The sequence below is a fragment of the Massilia niastensis DSM 21313 genome (assembly GCF_000382345.1).
GTDB lineage: Bacteria > Pseudomonadota > Gammaproteobacteria > Burkholderiales > Burkholderiaceae_D > Telluria > Telluria niastensis.
The window spans coordinates 1-17,693 of the sequence record NZ_KB908163.1; the positions used below are offsets into that span (position 1 = coordinate 1).

General features: G+C 62.9%; 15 protein-coding genes, 2 tRNA genes and 2 pseudogenes. 9 read left to right on the forward strand and 10 right to left on the reverse strand.

Features of this window, described 5'->3' with window-relative positions; genetic code table 11:
- Positions 1 to 264 (forward strand): annotated as a pseudogene (locus H162_RS35885) (IS630 family transposase); the annotation flags it as partial.
- A gap of 102 nt (positions 265 to 366) precedes the next feature.
- On the opposite strand, the gene H162_RS32955 reads toward H162_RS35885, so the two are convergent.
- Positions 367 to 2,682 carry a sensor domain-containing diguanylate cyclase gene (locus H162_RS32955; protein ID WP_084677160.1) on the reverse strand — a complete coding sequence of 772 codons (2,316 nt, stop codon included), beginning with the start codon at positions 2,680 to 2,682 and terminating at the stop codon, positions 367 to 369.
- 231 nt (positions 2,683 to 2,913) lie between these two features.
- Between H162_RS32955 and H162_RS0127910 the strand changes: the two genes are divergently transcribed.
- Complete coding sequence (locus tag H162_RS0127910; RefSeq protein WP_020656777.1) at positions 2,914 to 3,708, forward strand: 2-keto-4-pentenoate hydratase; 795 nt, start codon at positions 2,914 to 2,916, stop codon at positions 3,706 to 3,708.
- A 182-nt stretch (positions 3,709 to 3,890) separates the two neighbouring features.
- Here H162_RS0127910 and H162_RS0127915 read toward each other — a convergent pair.
- A tRNA-Ser gene (locus H162_RS0127915) sits at positions 3,891 to 3,981 on the reverse strand.
- Between the two features lie 79 nt (positions 3,982 to 4,060).
- Positions 4,061 to 4,387 carry a helix-turn-helix domain-containing protein gene (locus tag H162_RS0127920; RefSeq protein ID WP_026355189.1) on the reverse strand — a complete coding sequence of 109 codons (327 nt, stop codon included), beginning with the start codon at positions 4,385 to 4,387 and terminating at the stop codon, positions 4,061 to 4,063.
- Positions 4,388 to 4,470: 83 nt separating this feature from the next.
- Between H162_RS0127920 and H162_RS0127925 the strand changes: the two genes are divergently transcribed.
- Positions 4,471 to 4,836, forward strand: a complete 366-nt coding sequence (locus H162_RS0127925; protein WP_020656779.1) for a VOC family protein — start codon at positions 4,471 to 4,473, stop codon at positions 4,834 to 4,836.
- Between the two features lie 79 nt (positions 4,837 to 4,915).
- Here H162_RS0127925 and acs read toward each other — a convergent pair whose 3' ends face one another.
- Positions 4,916 to 6,922, reverse strand: a complete 2,007-nt coding sequence (gene acs / locus H162_RS0127930; protein ID WP_020656780.1) for an acetate--CoA ligase — start codon at positions 6,920 to 6,922, stop codon at positions 4,916 to 4,918.
- 201 nt (positions 6,923 to 7,123) lie between these two features.
- Here acs and H162_RS0127935 point away from each other — a divergent pair, with 201 nt between their 5' ends.
- The 5 genes from H162_RS0127935 to H162_RS0127955 all read left to right on the forward strand — a co-directional run bounded on the left by H162_RS0127935 (position 7,124) and on the right by H162_RS0127955 (position 12,122).
- A complete protein-coding gene (locus H162_RS0127935) occupies positions 7,124 to 7,735 on the forward strand; it encodes a TIGR00645 family protein (RefSeq protein ID WP_026355190.1) in 612 nt (203 codons plus the stop codon).
- Between the two features lie 22 nt (positions 7,736 to 7,757).
- Positions 7,758 to 9,293 (forward strand): fumarate hydratase, encoded by a 1,536-nt coding sequence (locus H162_RS0127940; protein WP_020656782.1) that lies wholly within the window; start codon positions 7,758 to 7,760, stop codon positions 9,291 to 9,293.
- Between the two features lie 44 nt (positions 9,294 to 9,337).
- A complete protein-coding gene (gene murI / locus H162_RS0127945) occupies positions 9,338 to 10,207 on the forward strand; it encodes a glutamate racemase (protein WP_020656783.1) in 870 nt (289 codons plus the stop codon).
- Positions 10,208 to 10,282: 75 nt separating this feature from the next.
- A tRNA-His gene (locus tag H162_RS0127950) sits at positions 10,283 to 10,358 on the forward strand.
- A 174-nt stretch (positions 10,359 to 10,532) separates the two neighbouring features.
- A complete protein-coding gene (locus tag H162_RS0127955; RefSeq protein ID WP_020656784.1) occupies positions 10,533 to 12,122 on the forward strand; it encodes a sensor domain-containing diguanylate cyclase in 1,590 nt (529 codons plus the stop codon).
- Between the two features lie 74 nt (positions 12,123 to 12,196).
- On the opposite strand, the gene H162_RS0127960 is transcribed toward H162_RS0127955, so the two are convergent.
- The 6 genes from H162_RS0127960 to H162_RS0127980 all read right to left on the reverse strand — a co-directional run bounded on the left by H162_RS0127960 (position 12,197) and on the right by H162_RS0127980 (position 17,049).
- Positions 12,197 to 12,625 carry a YXWGXW repeat-containing protein gene (locus tag H162_RS0127960; protein WP_020656785.1) on the reverse strand — a complete coding sequence of 143 codons (429 nt, stop codon included), beginning with the start codon at positions 12,623 to 12,625 and terminating at the stop codon, positions 12,197 to 12,199.
- A 252-nt stretch (positions 12,626 to 12,877) separates the two neighbouring features.
- Positions 12,878 to 13,222: an energy transducer TonB gene (locus H162_RS0127965; protein ID WP_020656786.1), complete on the reverse strand. Its 345-nt coding sequence runs from the start codon at positions 13,220 to 13,222 to the stop codon at positions 12,878 to 12,880.
- 62 nt (positions 13,223 to 13,284) lie between these two features.
- On the reverse strand, positions 13,285 to 15,048 hold the full coding sequence (locus H162_RS0127970; RefSeq protein ID WP_156885843.1) for a methyl-accepting chemotaxis protein: 1,764 nt from the start codon (positions 15,046 to 15,048) through the stop codon (positions 13,285 to 13,287).
- 350 nt (positions 15,049 to 15,398) lie between these two features.
- A complete protein-coding gene (gene dusA / locus H162_RS0127975) occupies positions 15,399 to 16,388 on the reverse strand; it encodes a tRNA dihydrouridine(20/20a) synthase DusA (RefSeq protein ID WP_051110023.1) in 990 nt (329 codons plus the stop codon).
- Between the two features lie 77 nt (positions 16,389 to 16,465).
- A complete protein-coding gene (locus H162_RS35440) occupies positions 16,466 to 16,849 on the reverse strand; it encodes a VapC toxin family PIN domain ribonuclease (RefSeq protein WP_084677161.1) in 384 nt (127 codons plus the stop codon).
- Positions 16,849 to 17,049 carry a type II toxin-antitoxin system VapB family antitoxin gene (locus tag H162_RS0127980; RefSeq protein WP_026355191.1) on the reverse strand — a complete coding sequence of 67 codons (201 nt, stop codon included), beginning with the start codon at positions 17,047 to 17,049 and terminating at the stop codon, positions 16,849 to 16,851. The genes H162_RS35440 and H162_RS0127980 overlap by 1 nt, the downstream gene beginning before the upstream one ends.
- Positions 17,050 to 17,480: 431 nt before the next feature.
- Here H162_RS0127980 and H162_RS0127990 point away from each other — a divergent pair.
- A pseudogene (locus H162_RS0127990) lies at positions 17,481 to 17,693 on the forward strand (helix-turn-helix domain-containing protein); the annotation flags it as partial.

The following is a 17,693-nucleotide window of genomic DNA, read 5'->3' on the forward strand; positions in this document are numbered from 1 at the left end:
GCCGAGGCGCTACGCCTGATGAGGAGGCTGGAGTTGATCCACACTCCCAAGCATGGCAGTTGGCTCAACATGGCCGAATCGGAACTGAGCGCCGCTACGCGGCAATGTCTCGGACACCATATCGATGAGGTCGATGCCGTGGACCAGTTGGCTCGACAATGGGCCAGTCGCCGCAACCTACGCCAGACCGGTATCGACTGGCAATTCCGTACTGCAGACGCCCGGATCAAACTCAAGCACCTGTATCCGAAAATCGAAGTGTGATGCTGTACTAGTCTATTCCAACGGGCAGGTCAGCGCCGACCTTGCGGCCCTGCACCGATGCCGGGCGCCGGCCGCGGCAACGCGCCGCCAGCAGCCGGTTCCTCAGGCAGGCTGCACCTCATCCTGGGCCACGTCGTACTGATTGCCGCCGGCTTGCTTGGCAAGGTACATCGCCTGATCGGCGCGGCGGATCAATTCATCGGCCGTGATGCCGGGCTCATGGAATGCGATGCCGATGCTCGTGCCGACCTGCAGGGCGGTTTCGCCGACCTGCATGAGCGGCCGCATGGCCTCGATGAGCTTGACCGCCAGCTTGTGCGCCGCTTGCCTGTTGGGCAGCTCGACCAGCAGGCAGAATTCGTCGCCGCCGAGACGGCCGACCACGTCGTTTTCCCTGATCGCCCCTGTCACCCGCGCGGCGAACATGGCGATCACTTCGTCGCCGACGTCATGTCCGTAGGTATCATTGATCCGCTTGAACTTGTCGATATCGAAATACATCACGCCGATCAGCGTGTCCTGCCATGTCGCCTTGTCGACAGCCTGCTCCAGGCGCGCAAGAAAATTGGCCCGGTTCGGCAAGCCGCTCAGGCTGTCGTACAGCGCCATATGCTCCAGACGCTGCTCCAGCCGCTTGCGTTCGGTAATGTCCTCGTACATGCCGAGCACACCGACCGTCTGCCCTTGTGCGTCCGTCAACGGGATCTTGCTGGTCCTCAGCCAGTTCGGATGTTCACCCTGACGGTGCTGCGCTTCCTCGTAATTGATTCTCGCGATACCGCTTTGTATCGTGTGCAGGTCGTCCTGCCGATAGGCTTCGGCTTCCTCTTTCCAGGCGAAGTCCTTGTCGGTCTTGCCGATGATTTGCTGGGGATCGTCCAGTCCGGCGTCAGCGCAGAACGCTTTGTTTCCGCCCAAGAAATACAGCGCGGTGTCCTTCCAGAACACGCGCTGCGGGATATTGTCGATGACGAGCTGCAGCATCTGCCTGGATTCCTGTAGCCGCCACTCGGAATGTCGCCGTTCGGTGATGTTATCGGCGATGCCCAGCACACTGCAGACCTTGCCCGCGATGGTGACCGGAATCAGCACGATGCTGACCTCGATGCGCTTGTGGTTGTCGGTGATGAGGGTGCTGTCGTAGCGGACCGATGCACCCGACAGGGCTTCATCCAGCAGCGCTGCGACCCGCTGCACGTCCTCGCTCGCGACCATCTTCAGCACTGAAGCGCCGACCAGCCTGCTTCTACTGGTCTCGAACTGCTGTATCGCCTGTGAATTCGCGTTGACGATGCGCCATTGCGTGTCCAGCGAAAATACCGCTGACGGATGGTGCTCGAACACGGCGTGGAAGCGTTGCGCATGTTCGGCCTGCTGGCGCTGCGCGCGACGCTGATCCAGCCATTTCCATGTCAGCCATGAAAGGAAGATCGAGGCCAGGCCGCCGGACAGCAGGATCAGCCAGCTGTAGGGCGACGCGTAGCGCGCCGTATAGAACTCCTTGGGCTGGAAATAGAGTATCCATCGCCGGCCCGCGAAATCGACGGTTTCCGTATATGCACCCAGCGACACGGTCTCTTCGAGCGCATGCGCCTGGCGGTCGCCGTCATACAGCAGGTGTTCGCGACCGAGCGCTCCATCATAGATTTCAAGGTCGAACTGCTGCTTGAACCTGGAACCCATGACGCCCTCGATCACGTCTTCCATCAGAAACACGGAAAACACATAGCCGGAAAGCGCGGCCTGGCGTTGCGCTGGCGACTCGATCGGCCTGGATGCATCGTAGACCGGCGTGAAGATGAACACACGGTCCTCGGGCGTCGGGGCGGCATGGTAAGCCAGTTTTTGGGTGGCGACGGATTTTCCGAGATCGGCCGCATTGCGCATCGCCTCCCAACGTTCGGGAATCGCAGCATAGTCGAAACCAAGGAAACGCTTGACCGACTTGTCGAGCGGGGCGGCATACAGCAGTGGGAATGCCGCGTCGGCAACCCGATGCTTGCCCTGGACGGAATAGGATGGGATGGTCTTGCGTGTCTCGGTCTCGAACTGCGCGATCTGGCTGGTTGCGACACGCGGCAGGTAGCCGATACGGCTCAGGCCCGGATGGGTCTCAAGGGCCTGGATGCGTTTGATATAGGACTCGAATTCACGCGGCGTTACCTCGATGGAAACGGAAAAAAGCCCTGCCACATCCCTGTTCAGGTGCACATAGGATTGCGCGCCCTCCTGGAGCATGCGTGAGTACTCGCTGGCGTCGAAGCGCGCCTGGCTGGCGATTCTTTGCTGTTCCTGCCATTGAAAGGCCAGATAACTTGCGATAGTCACAAGAACGCCCAGTATCGCCGTGACAAGCACAGGCCAGTTGCGTATCAACGGGATAAAGCGCGAGGAAAAAGTCGGACTATTCACTTTCATTCAACATTCTTGACATGGCTTGAACGGGAAAGTGTAACAGTTCGACCGGAAGAGGTTTCATAGTAGAAACCGAAAAGCGGGCTTGTTGTTTGCTGTCAGCAACAATTACATGGCTTCCCAACAAGAGTCTTGTCTTTATGTCCATCCGGCCCTGAAAAGGCGCGGCAGCGAATCATCTACAATGGCGCACGACTCGGCGCTCCTGCCTTGCAGACCTTGAACGATTGCACAATGACCCCAGACCAGATTTCCCTGACCTTCCGCAGTGCCCGAGCGGCAGCGCGCCCGCTTCCAGCCTATCCCGGCGACCAGGTGCCCGCTACGCTGTCCCAGGCCTATTCCATCCAGCAGGCGTCGATCGCCGCCTGGCCGGATCGCGTCGCTGGCTGGAAGGTAGCGGCGATCGCGCCGGACTGGCGCGAGGCCTATCCGGACGAACGGCTGGTCGGGCCAGTATTTTCGAGAACGCTGTTCATTGCGACGACGAGCGCGGTCAGCGCGCCTGTCATCCGTGGCGGATATGCCGCAGCCGAGGCGGAATTCGCCATCCGCATCAGCGACGATTTTCCCGTCGATACCCGCTTCGAATCAGTATCCGACCTGCTGCCTTACGTGGCTGCGGTGCATGCCGCCATCGAGCTGGCCGGCAGCCCCCTGCCCAACCTGAGCGCGCTCGGCCCGGGCGCCGTCATCAGCGACTTCGGCAATAACACCGGCCTGATCGTCGGCCCGGCCTTGCCGGACTTCTTCGCGCGCGATCCTGCCGGCTGGCTGGTCGAGACGGACGTCAACGGCGCCCTGGCCGGCAGCGGCAGCGCCGACCGCATCCCGGGCGGTCCGCTGGCCGCCCTGCACTTCCTGGCAAACAGCCTGGTCGACCGCGGCAGCTCGCTGCGGCCAGGGGACTGGGTTTCCACCGGCGCCAGCACCGGCGTGCATCCGGTGGCCGTCGGCGACCAGGTCGCCGTCCGCTTCGACGGCAAACCGGCGATCACGCTGCAGGTCTGCGAGGCCGTGCCGGCCTGACAGCGCTCAGGCGCGGGCGCGCCGCATGGTCATCGGCAAGTGCGCGCCTGCGACGATCGCCGCCTACCGGCAAACATGCTGGATTTCAGTGGACACTGAAAGTGCTCGGCAAACGAAAAACCCGCGTTCTCACCAGGAGTAACGCGGGTTCGATGGATCTTGGATCGCCTGACACATGTTCTTGGCGGAGAGAGGGGGATTCGAACCCCCGATAGGCTATGAACCTATACACGCTTTCCAGGCGTGCGACTTAAACCACTCATCCATCTCTCCTGATGGGTATTCGTGTGTAGCCACGAAGCCCCGTATTATAGCAAGGATTCCCAGCAGTACAAGACTGTTCGACAAGACTTCATGCAAGCGGTTCCGCGGGCCAGCGGCGGCGCCATGGCCGCAGCACGTGCCGGACCGGGTTGACCTGGGTGCCGACCTCCTCCACGCCGATCAATCCGCGCCGCCTCAGGTGGCGCAGCGCCACCTGCACCGCCGACTTCGACAGCCCCGTCTTGACCGCGATCGCCTGCAGGCTGGCCGGCACATGGTCGCGCCCGAGCGCCTGGGCGCTGTGCAGCAGGTGCAGGTAGACGACGAACGCGGCCGGGCGGCGGTCGTGGCCGACCAGGTCGGGCATCAGGACGTCGAACACATAGGCATCCAGCGTGGACTGGCGGATAGTCACGAATACTATGGTTTTTAAAAGCACACAGCCGGGCATGGTGCCACGATAATGCTCACGTTGACAACTATCCAGGCAAAGCCTTCATGATCACCCAGCTTAAATTCGTCAGCATCCCCGTGTCCGACCAGGACCGCGCCCTCGCCTTCTATACCGAGAAACTCGGTTTCGAGATCTCCACCGACCAGCCCATGGGACCGGGCAAGCGCTGGATCGAACTGCGCATCGGCCATGCCGGCACGCGCGTCGTGCTGTTCACGCCGGATGGCCAGGAAGACCGCATCGGATCCTTCTTCAACGGCTCCTTCGGTTGCGACAACGTGGAAGCGACCTATCGCCAGCTCAGCCAGCGCGGGGTCGAGTTCGTCGAGCCGCCGACCGTGCAGCCGTGGGGCGCGTACGCCAAGTTCCGCGATCCGGATGGGAACACCTTCGTGCTGTCCTCGTCCTGATAAAAATAAATGCCCACCCCTCTTGCGAGGGAGCGGGCATTGTTGACTCCAGCCGCGTCCGGGACGCGGCGCTGGACGTTTAGGCGCTTTCCTTCAGCTGCTCGAGGATGGCCGGGTTTTCCAGGGTCGAGACGTCCTGGGTGATGGTCTCGCCCTTGGCCAGCACGCGCAGCAGGCGGCGCATGATCTTGCCGGAGCGGGTCTTCGGCAGGTTGTCGCCGAAACGGATTTCCTTCGGCTTGGCGATCGGGCCGATCTCCTTGCCCACCCAGTTGCGCAGCTCGGCCGCCAGTTTCTTGGCTTCCTCGCCAGACGGACGAGCCTGCTTCAGCACCACGAAGGCGCAGATCGATTCGCCGGTCGTCTCGTCCGGCCTGCCCACCACCGCCGCTTCCGCAACGAGGTGGTGCGCCACCAGCGCCGATTCGATCTCCATCGTGCCCATGCGGTGGCCCGACACGTTCAGCACGTCGTCGATACGGCCCGTGATCGTGAAGTAACCCGTGTCCTTGTTGCGGATCGCGCCGTCACCCGCCAGGTAGTATTTGCCGCCCAGTTCGTCCGGGAAGTAGCTGGTGCGGAAACGGTCCGGGTTGTTCCAGATCGTGCGGATCATCGACGGCCATGGACGCTTCACCACCAGGATGCCGCCATGCCCGTTCGGCACGTCGGCGCCCGATTCGTCCACGATCGCGGCCATGATGCCCGGCAACGGCAAGGTGCACGAACCCGGCACCATCGGCGTCGCGCCCGGCAGCGGGGTGATCATGTGGCCGCCGGTCTCGGTCTGCCAGAAGGTGTCCACGATCGGGCAGCGTTCCTGGCCGACATTGCGGTAGTACCACATCCAGGCTTCCGGATTGATCGGCTCGCCGACCGTCCCCAGCAGGCGCAGGCTCGACAGGTCGTAGTTCTTCGGGTGCACTTTCTCGTCCACGTCCGACGCCTTGATCAGCGAACGGATCGCGGTCGGCGCGGTGTAGAAGATCGAGACCTTGTGCTTGGCGATGGTGTTCCAGAAACGGCCGGCGTTCGGGAAGGTCGGCACGCCTTCGAACACGACCTGGGTCGCGCCCACGGCCAGCGGACCGTAGGTGATGTAGCTGTGGCCGGTCACCCAGCCAATGTCGGCGGTGCACCAGTAGACATCGTCCGGCTTGATGTCGAAGGCCCACTTCATCGTCAGCGCGGCCCACAGCAGGTAGCCGCCGGTCGAGTGCTGCACGCCCTTCGGCGTGCCGGTCGAGCCCGAGGTGTAGAGGATGAACAGCGGATGCTCGGCGTCGACCCACTCCGGTTCGCACTCTGCTTCTTGCCCATCGACCAGCTCGTGCAGCCACAGGTCGCGGCCGGCCGTGAAGGCGATGTTGCCGCCGGTGCGCTTGTAGACGATGACGTCCTTCACCGACTCGCAGCCGCCCATCGCCAGCGCTTCGTCGACGATGGCTTTCAGCGGCAGCGACTTGCCGCCGCGCTGCTGCTCGTCGGCGGTGATGACGGCCACGGCGCCGGCGTCGATGATGCGTTCCTGGAGCGATTTTGCCGAGAAGCCGCCGAACACCACCGAGTGGGTGGCGCCGATGCGGGCGCAGGCCTGCATGGCGGTCACGCCTTCGATCGACATCGACATGTAGATGATGACGCGGTCGCCCTTCTTGATGCCGCGCGACTTGAGCGCGTTGGCGAACTTGCAGACCCGTTCGTGCAGGTCGCGGTAGGTCGCCTTGGTGACGGCGCCATCGTCGGCTTCGAAGATGATCGCGGTCTTCTCGGCGTTGCCGTTCTTCAGGTTGCGGTCGAGGCAGTTGTACGAGGCGTTCAGCTGGCCGTCGGCGAACCATTTGTAGAACGGCGCGTCGGACTCGTCCAGCGTGGTGGTGAACGGCTTGTGCCATTCGATGTTCTCGCGCGCCAGGCGGGCCCAGAAACCTTCGTAGTCGCTGGCGGCTTCGGCGCACAATTTATCGTATTCAGCCATTCCCTTGATGGCAGCGTGTTCGGCAAACGCGGCAGGCGGCTGGAACACGCGGTTTTCGTGCAAGCCCTCGCCCTCGGTATGCTCCTGTTTGGTCTCGTTCTCGGCCATACTAGTCTCCATGTAGTAGTAGGTTTTGCCAGACACCTTAGGTGCGCTCGCTTACTGAGCCCTTACAGGGGGCTCTCGACCCAAGTGTGATTCTACCAACCCTGTTGTATAGAATTCCAGAGAACTTCATGGACGACCGTTGAAACGGCCGCCGGTGTAGAATGATGAGCTGTTTTGTCGCATTCCTGGAGTTTCTTTCCGATGTCCCAGCTACCACCGACCACCCAAGCCCACAAGCTTTCCCCGCTGAACAACCTGATCTTCGCCAGCCGCTGGCTCCAGATGCCCTTGTACCTGGGCCTGATCCTGGCGCAGTGCGTCTACGTGTTCCATTTCTGGGTCGAGCTGGTCGACCTGATCGGGGCGGCCATGGGCAATGCTTCCTCGCTCGCGCACATCCTCGACGCCGTCAGCGTGCCGAACGGTCCGCGTCCGACCAAGCTGACCGAAGTGACCATCATGCTGGTCGTGCTCGGCCTGATCGACGTGGTCATGATCTCGAACCTCCTGATCATGGTGATCGTGGGCGGTTATGAAACTTTCGTTTCCCGTATGAATCTGCAGGGTCACCCGGACCAGCCGGAATGGCTGTCGCACGTCAATGCCTCGGTGCTGAAGACCAAGCTGGCCATGGCCATCATCGGCATCTCGTCGATCCACCTGCTGAAGACCTTCATCAACGCCGCCAACTACAACGAGCAGACCCTGATGTGGCAGACCATCATCCACTTCGCGTTCCTGCTGTCGGCCATGGCGATCGCCTATACCGACCGGCTCGTGACGATCACGCACCATCACCCAAAAAATCATTAAACCATCACTAGGGGGTAACACCATGGCAACCGTCATCAAACAGGAAGACCTGATCGAATCCGTCGCGGCCGCGCTGCAGTACATCAGCTACTACCACCCGGCCGACTACATCCAGCACCTGGCGCGCGCCTATGAAGCCGAGCAGAGCCCGGCCGCGAAGGACGCGATCGCCCAGATCCTGACCAACTCGCGCATGTGCGCGGAAGGCAAGCGTCCGATCTGCCAGGATACCGGCATCGTCAACGTGTTCCTGAAGATCGGCATGAACGTGCGCTTCGAAGGCTTCAGCGGCAGCGTCACCGACGCCATCAACGAAGGCGTGCGCCGTGCCTACAACTTCGCCGACAACAAGCTGCGCGCCTCGATCGTGGCCGACCCGCACTTCGAGCGCAAGAACACCAAGGACAACACCCCGGCCGTCGTGCACATGGAACTGGTCGAAGGCGACACCGTCGACGTCAAGGTGGCGGCCAAGGGCGGCGGCTCGGAGAACAAGACCAAGTTCGTCATGCTCAACCCGTCCGACTCGCTGGTCGACTGGGTGCTCAAGACCGTGCCGCTGATGGGCGCCGGCTGGTGCCCGCCGGGCATGCTGGGCATCGGCATCGGCGGCTCCGCCGAGAAGGCGATGCTGATGGCGAAAGAATCGCTGATGGAAGACATCGACATGTACGAACTGCGCCAGCGCGGCCCGCAGAACAAGCTGGAAGAACTGCGTATCGAACTGTGCGACAAGATCAACGCGCTGGGCATCGGCGCCCAGGGCCTGGGCGGCCTGACCACCGTGCTGGACGTGAAGATCAACATGTACCCGACCCACGCGGCCTCCAAGCCGGTGGCGATGATCCCGAACTGCGCCGCGACCCGCCATGCGCACTTCGTGCTGGATGGCTCGGGTCCGGCCTACATCGAACCGCCGGCGCTGTCGACCTGGCCGGAAGTGCACTGGACCCCGGATACCGAGAAGTCCAAGCGCGTCGACCTGAACACCCTGACCAAGGAAGAAGTCGCGTCGTGGAAGCCGGGCCAGACCCTGCTCCTGAACGGCAAGATGCTGACCGGCCGCGATGCCGCCCACAAGCGCATCCAGGACATGCTGGCCAAGGGCGAGCAGCTGCCGGTGGACTTCACCAACCGCGTGATCTACTACGTCGGCCCGGTCGATCCGGTGCGCGACGAAGTGGTCGGCCCGGCTGGCCCGACGACCGCGACCCGCATGGACAAGTTCACCGACATGATGCTGGAGAAGACCGGCCTGATCTCGATGATCGGCAAGGCTGAACGCGGCCCGGCGGCGATCGAGTCGATCAAGAAGCACAAGTCGGCCTACCTGATGGCGGTCGGCGGCTCGGCCTACCTGGTGTCGAAGGCGATCAAGGCGGCCAAGGTGGTCGGCTTCGAAGACCTGGGCATGGAAGCGATCTACGAGTTCGACGTGACCGACATGCCGGTCACCGTGGCCGTCGATTCGACCGGCACCTCGGTGCACACCACCGGTCCGAAGGAATGGGCAGCCAAGATCGAGTCGCTGAAAGGCGTCCCGGTCACCGTGGCTTAAGGTAGAGAGTGGGCGGCCGGACCGCCCACGCGTCTTCGCATCGTATGACCACCCCTCTTCCGTCCCCTGGCGCCCCGGTCGGCATCTTCGACTCGGGCGTCGGCGGCCTCTCGGTGCTGCGCCACATCCAGGCGCAGCTGCCGCACGAACACCTCCTGTATTTCGCGGACTCCGGCTTCGCCCCCTACGGCGACAAGCCCGAGGACGTCGTCGTCGAACGCGTGCTCTCGCTGGCAAGCTACCTGTCCACGCACGGCGTCAAGGCGCTGGTCGTGGCCTGCAACACGGCGACCGTCGCCGCCGTGCGCGAGCTGCGCGAACGCTACCCAAGCATGCCGATCGTCGGGGTCGAGCCCGGCCTCAAGCCGGCCGCCGCGGCCACGCGCAACGGCAAGGTCGGCGTGCTCGCCACCGAGCGCACCCTGGCCGGCGCCAAGTTCCTGGCGCTGCGCGACCAGATCCATGAAGCGACCGGCGCCGACTTCCTGCTCCAGCCCTGCGTCGGCCTGGCCGACCAGATCGAGTTCGGCGAACTCGATTCCGACGCGACCGCCGCCATGCTGGCGCGCTTCCTCCAGCCGCTGCTCGACCAGGGCGCGGACACGCTGGTCCTCGGCTGCACGCATTATCCGCTGGTGCGCGCATCGATCGAGCGCGTGCTGGAGAAGGCCGGCAAGGCGGACGTGACCCTGATCGATACCGGCGACGCCGTGGCGCGCCAGCTGGCCAGGCTGCTCGACGCCGGCAGCCTGCTGCGCCACCAGGGTCCGCCGCCGGCCAGCCTGACCGGCTTCACCAGCGCCAGCGCGGCGGCCCTGAAAGCCGCATTTGCCAGCCTGCTCGGGGTCGATCCGCCCGTGCACGAAGTGGCGATTCCGGTCCCGCCATCCTGGCAAAACGGCACACGCAATTAAATTTGCCAGTTTGCGAAGGAGTTTGTATAATCTTGTTCTGTCTCAGCAACAGCGAGATAGAAAAGCAAGTCAGTGGTGGCTGTAGCTCAGTTGGTAGAGTCCAGGATTGTGATTCCTGTTGTCGTGGGTTCGAGTCCCATCAGCCACCCCAAAGAATTCAGCAAGAAGGTTGCCCGTCGTCAGACCGGCAACCTTTTTTGTTTTCACCCCCCTTCCTGCGCGCTTGCCGCAAGGGTCGATTGCCAAATAGCAATGACACTTGCGTCCGCGACTTGTCGGACGGAAGTGCTATCCTAGCAAGGCACTGTCTGTTGCCTAGCCGCCGATGCCCGAAACCTTCGATCCTGACATTTCCCGACTGAGCGCCAAGAAGCGTCCCGCCGTGCTGTTTGCGTTCCTGTTCCTCGCAAGCTTTTGCATGGTGCTCGCCGGGATCGTCGGCTGGGATGCCTGGCGCGCCCGCCAGGAACGGCTGGCGGAAACGACGACCGCGACCAGCAACATGTCGCGCGCACTGGCGGCGCAGGCCCAGACCGCGATCAGTGTCGTCGATACGGTGCTGGCCGGCGTGGTCGAACGCATCGAGCATGATGGCCTGGACGGCGCCCGGCGCGCGCGCATGAGTCTCCACTTGCGCAACATGGTCGGCGAGGTGAACGAGCTGCATGGGCTGTTCGTCTACGACGCCGCCGGGAACTGGCTGGTCACCTCGCTGGGCCGGGAGGTCGACGGCAATAACGCGGACCGCGAATACTTCCAGCACCACCTGAAGCACGACGACCGCAAGGTGTATGTCGGCCAGCCGGTGCGCAGCCGCTCGAGCGGCATCTGGATCCTGCCGGTCTCGCGCCGGCTCGCGCATCCGGACGGCAGCTTCGCCGGCGTCGCGCTGGCCACCATCCGCATCGACTACTTCGGCAAGCTGTACGAAAGCTTCAATATCGGCAAGGCCGGCACCATCGTGCTCATGCGCGACAACGGCACCCTGCTCTACCGCCGTCCGTACGACGACGCGCTGGTCGGCAGCGACGTGACCAGGGGACCGATCTACCAGATGTACCGGCGGCACGGCAAGGCCGGCACCGCCATGATGCGCTCCTATATCGACAAGGTCGAACGGCTGTTCAGCTACCGCCATCTCGAGGACTATCCGCTGATCGTTGCGACGGCGCAGTCGAAACAGGAAATCCTGGCGGACTGGTGGCAATCGACATTGACGCGCGCCCTGCTCACCGCGGCGGTGATCCTGATGCTGTGCGGGTTCGGTTCGCGCCTGATCCGCCAGATCATCATTCGCGACCGCCTGCAGGTGGAACTGACCAATGCGCGCAGCGCGCTGCAGCAGCACAACCGCGAGCTGACGGTCCTGGCCGACAACGACGGCCTCACGGGGATCGCGAATCGCCGCTGCTTCGAACAGGCGCTGCAGGTGGAAAGGGGCCGGGCGGCGCGCAGCGGGACGCCGCTCTCGCTGGTCATGCTCGATGTCGACTTCTTCAAGAAGTACAACGACGCCTATGGCCATGTCGCCGGCGACGAATGCCTGCGCCAGGTGGCCGCCGCGATCAGGGACAGCCTCGGGCGGCCGACCGACCTGGCGGCGCGCTACGGCGGCGAGGAATTCGGGGTCCTGCTGCCGAATACCAGCGCGCATGGCGCGCGCCAGGTGGCGGAACGGATCCGCAGCGCGGTGCTCGCGGCGGGGATTGCGCATGCGGGGAACCCGCCGGGCCTCGTGACCATCAGCGCGGGCGTGCACACGGCGCGCTTCGGGCCCGGCCAGGAAACCGATCCGACCGTGCTGGTCGGACATGCGGACGCCCTGCTCTACCAGGCCAAGCGGAACGGGCGCAACCAGGTGTGCACCGACGAGGATGACGCGGCGCGGCGCGTGCCGACCGCCATCAACAGCTAGACACCCATAGCGTCAAACCGTCGCTGCCGCCAGTGGCGGCAGCGACGGCTCAGGCTGCGGGACGCTGCGTGGCATCAATGACGGTACGGATTGTTCGGGCGGCTGTCATGGCGGTTCGGCACGCCGTCGCCGTCACGGTCGCGGCGCGCAACGCGCTCGCTGTGGCGCCAGCCGCCCTGGTCGAGGTACCAGCCATTCCGGTCGCGCTTCCATTCAGCACGGCTGTACACGTAGCCCGGACGATCGCGTTCCCAGTGTCCGCTCACCCACACGTGGCGGCGGCCGTTCCAGTCCCAGTAGCCCGGCACCCAGTCATAGCCGCGGCGCGCAGCCGGGATCGATTCGTGGCGCGGCGCCGGTGGCGCCTTGTGGACGATGACAACCCTGGTACGGTCACCACGGTCAGCCCGGTCGCCCCGGTACTGGTCCTGCGCCTGGGCCGGTGCGAAAGCTGCGGCGCTGATCAGGATGACTGAGGCGGTGGCGGCGAGTATGCTTTTCATGGTGCTCTCCTTGCGGTTGGTGTGAGACCACTATAGCGAGCACAGCCTTCACACAGATGAAATGAAGGAAGTTATTACAGTCGATACAAGACGCCACAAACTTGTAACAGCTTTGCGGCAACAAAGAGGCGGAGAGCGCGATGCCCGCAGGGCGGTGCAGCCGAAATGATGTGGGGAAAGGTCGGGAGACCGGCCAGGACGGCGCGGCGAGAGGGAAAGCAGCCGGCCGGACGGCCGGCTGCGAGGGGCAGATCAGTCCAGCTTCCAGGCGTAGTCGACCTTGGTCCAGGTCTGGGCCGGTGCGCCGTCCTTGGTGCCCGGCTTGAACTTGCATGCCGACAGGCCCTTCACCAGGGCGCGGTCCAGGTTCTTGAAGCCGCTCGATTTCTCGACCTTCGATTCCGCCACGGTGCCGTCGGCATTGACCAGGAACGAGGCCGAGGTCGTGCCCTGCTCTTCGTTCATCAGCGACGCCTTCGGGTACTCGATGGTGCACTTCTTCGGATCGAACGAAGCCGGCACTTCGGCAGCGAAGCTCGATGCGGCGGCGCCGGCCAGGGTCAGGGCGACAAACAGCTTAGCGGTCAGGTTTTTCATGGTTTCCCCAAATAATTTCAAAAATTTTCAGTCTCTCTGCGTGCCGGCCTGGGCCGGCGTTCCTAGAATTCTTCCCACTCGTCGTTGCCGACGGTGGCGGTGACCTTCTTCGACTTGGCAGGAGCCTCGTCGGCGCTCACCGGGGCGGCCTTCACGGCCGGCTTCTTCAGCGCCGGCGGAACCGGGCGCCTGGTTGCCGGACGGGCCACCACCGCGGTGGTGGTCACTACCGGCGCCGGGGCGTCGAACTGGAACTGTTCGCCCTCCTCCAGCTTGAAAATGCTGACCACGCGCGCCAGTTCGGCGGCCTGGTCCTGCAGGCTCTGCGCGGCGGCAGCGGCTTCTTCCACCAGCGCCGCATTCTGCTGGGTCATGCTGTCCATCTCGATGATCGACACGTTGACCTGCTCGATGCCGGCGCTCTGCTCCGCGCTGGCGTTGGCGATCTCGCTCATGATGTCGGTCACGCGGCGCACGCTGGCCACCACTTCGTCCATCGTCACGCCGGCCTGGCCGACCAGCTTGCTGCCGCGCTCGACCTTCTCGACCGAGTCGCCGATCAGGGTCTTGATCTCTTTCGCGGCCGCCGCCGAACGCTGGGCCAGGTTACGCACTTCCGATGCCACGACCGCGAAGCCGCGCCCCTGTTCGCCGGCGCGCGCCGCTTCCACCGCGGCGTTCAGCGCCAGGATGTTGGTCTGGAATGCGATGCCGTCGATCACGCCGATGATGTCGGCGATCTTGCTGGCCGAGCTGTTGATCTCGCCCATCGTGCCCACCACCTGCGACACCACGTCGCCGCCCTTGCGCGCCACATCCGATGCGGTGGCGGCCAGCGCGTTGGCTTCGCGGGCGTTGTCGGCGTTCTGCTTCACGGTCGAGGTCAGCTCTTCCATGGCCGATGCGGTCTTCTCCAGCGAGCTGGCCTGCAGCTCGGTACGCGAGGACAGGTCGATGTTGCCGGCGGCGATTTCACGCGAGGCGGTGCCGATGGTCTCGGTGCCGCGCCGCACCTGCTCGACGATGCCGACCAGGCTGTTGCGCATTTCCTTCATCTCGACCAGCAGGCTGCCGCGATCGGATTCGCTGGTTTCGATGGCGATCGACAGGTCGCCGTGGGCGATGCTGCCGGCGATCCTGGCGGTGTAGCCGGGCTCGCCGCCGAGCTGCTTGAGCAGGCTGCGGGTGATCACCCAGGCTGCCACGGCGCCCAGCACGACGGCCAGCGCCAGCAGCACCAGCATGAAGTTACGGGCATTCGCGAATGCGGCCTGGGCGTCGAGCGCGCTCTGCGCGTTCTGCTTCTCTTCCATCACGGCCAGCTGGTCCAGCGCCTCGGTCCACTTCTTCTGGGCCGGACGCACTTCCTTGATCATCACGCGGGTCGCGTCCATGGCGTTGTTCGCCAGGTACAGTTCCGACGCCTTGGCGATGGCCGGCATGGTGGCCGCTTCGAATTCCTTGATCTGGGCCAGCAGCGCCTTTTCCTTGTCGCTCGCGTGTGCGGCGAAGATCGCCGACAGCTTGCGCTGGGCATCGTCATACTTGGCGGTCTGCTGCTTGAACTTCGCCATCTCCGGTTCCATGTCGGCCGGATCGGTCATCAGGGTCAGTACGCGCAGGGACGCGATACGGTCGCTGACGTTGTTGCGCATGTCGATCACCAGCACGGTAGACACGTTGTTCACGCTGACCACCTGGTCCAGGCGGTCCTGGATCTGCGCCATGCGCAGGATACCCACCACCGTCACGGCCACGAGCAGGACCAGAACCAGCGCGAAACCGAGGGCCAGGCGGGCGCCGACCTTCATGTTATTCAAATTCATTCGAGATTTCCCTGTAACTATTTGTGATCTAACTTGCCCGGACAGAATGCGCCGTGCAACGCATTGCGAGGAATATTGTCTCCCATCAACCTCGCACATTTCCGACAGGATAATTCAAAACGTAAGTTACCAGTAAGAAATTGCCCGAGCCACTAGCACTGTTTCAAGAGAACAACAGCGTTGATGTCGAGCAACTCTGAGAATGAAACGGAATTATCGTGCTAGTCTTGCCGCGAGGCAAGCTTCTAGACACTTTCTTTAGCTACAATGTAAAGAATCTGTGTCTATTTGCCGACAGGCAACGAAAAAAAAGCGTGCCGAGGCACGCTTTCTCTCTCTTTTTGGGGAAATCAGGCGGCGACCGGCATCCGGGCAGCGGCCTCGAGCAGCAGGCGTGGATCGCCCGCGGCCAGCTTCTTCGAGTCGGACAGCACCTGGCGGAAGGCGCGCGCGCCCGGCAGGCCGGTCATCAGGCCCAGCATGTGGCGGGTAATGCTGTTGAGTTTCAGGCCAAGCCCGCCGTACAGGCGCAACTGCTCTTCGATATAGGGAATCATCGCCTCGAGCACCTCGATGCGCGAGCGCGGACGTCCCGGCGCGCCGTAGAAGCGGCTGTCCCAGTTCGCCATCAGGTAGGGGTTGTGGTAAGCCTCGCGTCCCAGCATGACGCCATCGACGTGCTCCAGGTGCAGCGCGATCTCATCGTCGGTCTTGACGCCGCCATTGATGATGATTTCCAGCTCGGGGAATTCGCGCTTGAGCTGGTAGGCGACGGCATAGCGCAGCGGCGGGATCTCGCGGTTTTCCTTCGGCGACAGGCCCTTGAGCACGGCATTACGGGCATGCACGATGAAGGTGGTGCAGCCGGCGTCGGCGATGGTGCCGACGAAGTCGCGCACGAAGCCGTATTCCTCGGCGTAGTCGATGCCGATGCGGTGCTTGACGGTGACGTCGATCGAGACGGCGTCGCGCATCGCCTTGACGCAGTCGGCCACCAGTTGCGGCTCGTTCATCAGGCAGGCACCGAACGCGCCCTTCTGCACGCGCTCCGACGGGCAGCCGCAGTTCAGGTTGATTTCCTTGTAACCCCATTGCTCGCCCAGCTTCGCGCTTTTCGCCAGGTCGGCCGGATCGCTGCCGCCCAGCTGCAGGGCGACCGGGTGCTCCACGCCGTCGTAGCGCAGGTGGCGCTCGACGTCGCCATACACCAGCGCACCGGTGGTCACCATCTCGGTGTACAGCCAGGTGTGGCGGGTGATCTGGCGGTGGAACACGCGGCAGTGGCGGTCGGTCCAGTCCATCATTGGCGCAATACTTAATGTTCTCTTGCGGTATTTCATACTATCTTTTGAATTTTGCTCTCAACTTTTGACACAGCCCAAACGTAGTCCATTTCCCACGGTCGGCGCGCCAATGATTAATGTCGAACTGACTGATAGGCAATCCCAAACCGTTCTGCCAGCTGTACCAGGCGCTTGTCCCGTGTCCAAAGTTTGGAGCCAGGAGTAAGCAAGGTCGAAGCCAATAAAGTAAGGTCGACCAAGCCACATCCAAGACCATACAGCTGTTCGCGCTCAATTAGCTCCCTCACCTCACCGAGGTTCGCCTGTCGCGCCTGGGGTAGTGTTGCGATATCCGTCAACGTTCGTATCCGCGGGGCTGGCGGTGTACCGCAGGCCAGCTCGACGACTATCATTGGATGAGTTAATGCCAGATCTAGCACAAGGAGATCGGCAAGGATGTCGTTGTGAATCCGGAAATGGTCTACCCATACCGAGGTATCGATCAGGACACCGCTCATCAGCTCAAGTCAGAATGTCGACGCGGCACGTCGGGCATGGCTGGCGATGAGCCGCCGAGCGCGGCCAGGCGCTTGGCGGCCTGCACCCGTACGAAAGTTTTGATCGCTTCACGGAACAGGTCCGCCTTATCCATTTCGGGGTCAGCCATATCCAACGCTTTCGCATACAGCTCATCGTCGATCGTAACGGTCGTTCGCACATCACCTCCCGGCATCAAATATGAATCGATTTTGCATCAAAACCAGCATCGCAGCAAGTTGCAGGCGGATTCGGTGCGCCATCGACAGGTTATCTATCCGCCCCGCTCAACGGTTCCTTGATCTGGCGAAAGTTCGGCCGGGGTTGAAGTCGTTGTCGATGATGTACGAATAGGACCGCTCGGCCGGGAACCCATGAGATGGCTGCCCGGCGCTTCATGGACGCTCGCGGGCTGGCGAATATTACCCTAAAAGAGCTCATTGCCTGGGATTCTGAAGAGATTGGAGGCGTTTATCCTTTGTTGATGGATCATCCTGAGCGGTCAAATGAATTGGACGGTGCCGGCATGTGCTTGTCGAACTAGTGGAGCGGCTACCCACAATTTTCTCCAAAAGGTCTAACCTGACGGGTAAACCCTGTCAGGAGGCCATCGTGAACAAGAAGTATGTTGTGAAGCTGACAGCTGAAGAGCGCGCGCAGTTTGAACGCATTGCCCATACAGGCAAGTCGGCAGCGTGGAAGATTCTGCACGCCCAGGTGCTGCTCAAATTGGATGAGGGTGAACATGGCCCTGGCTGGGAGACCGCACAGATTGCCGAAGCGTTCGGCGTGACGATGCGCAGTATCGACAATTGGCGGCGGCAG

Excerpts from the sequence above, each read along its gene's own strand:
- H162_RS32955 (WP_084677160.1), bottom strand. The coding sequence starts at position 2,682 with ATGAAAGTGAATAGTCCGACTTTTTCCTCGCGCTTTATCCCGTTGATA.
- H162_RS0127910 (WP_020656777.1), top strand. The coding sequence starts at position 2,914 with ATGACCCCAGACCAGATTTCCCTGACCTTCCGCAGTGCCCGAGCGGCA.
- H162_RS0127925 (WP_020656779.1), top strand. The coding sequence starts at position 4,471 with ATGATCACCCAGCTTAAATTCGTCAGCATCCCCGTGTCCGACCAGGAC.
- acs (WP_020656780.1), bottom strand. The coding sequence starts at position 6,922 with ATGGCCGAGAACGAGACCAAACAGGAGCATACCGAGGGCGAGGGCTTG.
- H162_RS0127935 (WP_026355190.1), top strand. The coding sequence starts at position 7,124 with ATGTCCCAGCTACCACCGACCACCCAAGCCCACAAGCTTTCCCCGCTG.
- H162_RS0127940 (WP_020656782.1), top strand. The coding sequence starts at position 7,758 with ATGGCAACCGTCATCAAACAGGAAGACCTGATCGAATCCGTCGCGGCC.
- murI (WP_020656783.1), top strand. The coding sequence starts at position 9,338 with ATGACCACCCCTCTTCCGTCCCCTGGCGCCCCGGTCGGCATCTTCGAC.
- H162_RS0127955 (WP_020656784.1), top strand. The coding sequence starts at position 10,533 with ATGCCCGAAACCTTCGATCCTGACATTTCCCGACTGAGCGCCAAGAAG.
- H162_RS0127960 (WP_020656785.1), bottom strand. The coding sequence starts at position 12,625 with ATGAAAAGCATACTCGCCGCCACCGCCTCAGTCATCCTGATCAGCGCC.
- H162_RS0127965 (WP_020656786.1), bottom strand. The coding sequence starts at position 13,222 with ATGAAAAACCTGACCGCTAAGCTGTTTGTCGCCCTGACCCTGGCCGGC.
- H162_RS0127970 (WP_156885843.1), bottom strand. The coding sequence starts at position 15,048 with ATGAATTTGAATAACATGAAGGTCGGCGCCCGCCTGGCCCTCGGTTTC.
- dusA (WP_051110023.1), bottom strand. The coding sequence starts at position 16,388 with ATGAAATACCGCAAGAGAACATTAAGTATTGCGCCAATGATGGACTGG.
- H162_RS35440 (WP_084677161.1), bottom strand. The coding sequence starts at position 16,849 with ATGAGCGGTGTCCTGATCGATACCTCGGTATGGGTAGACCATTTCCGG.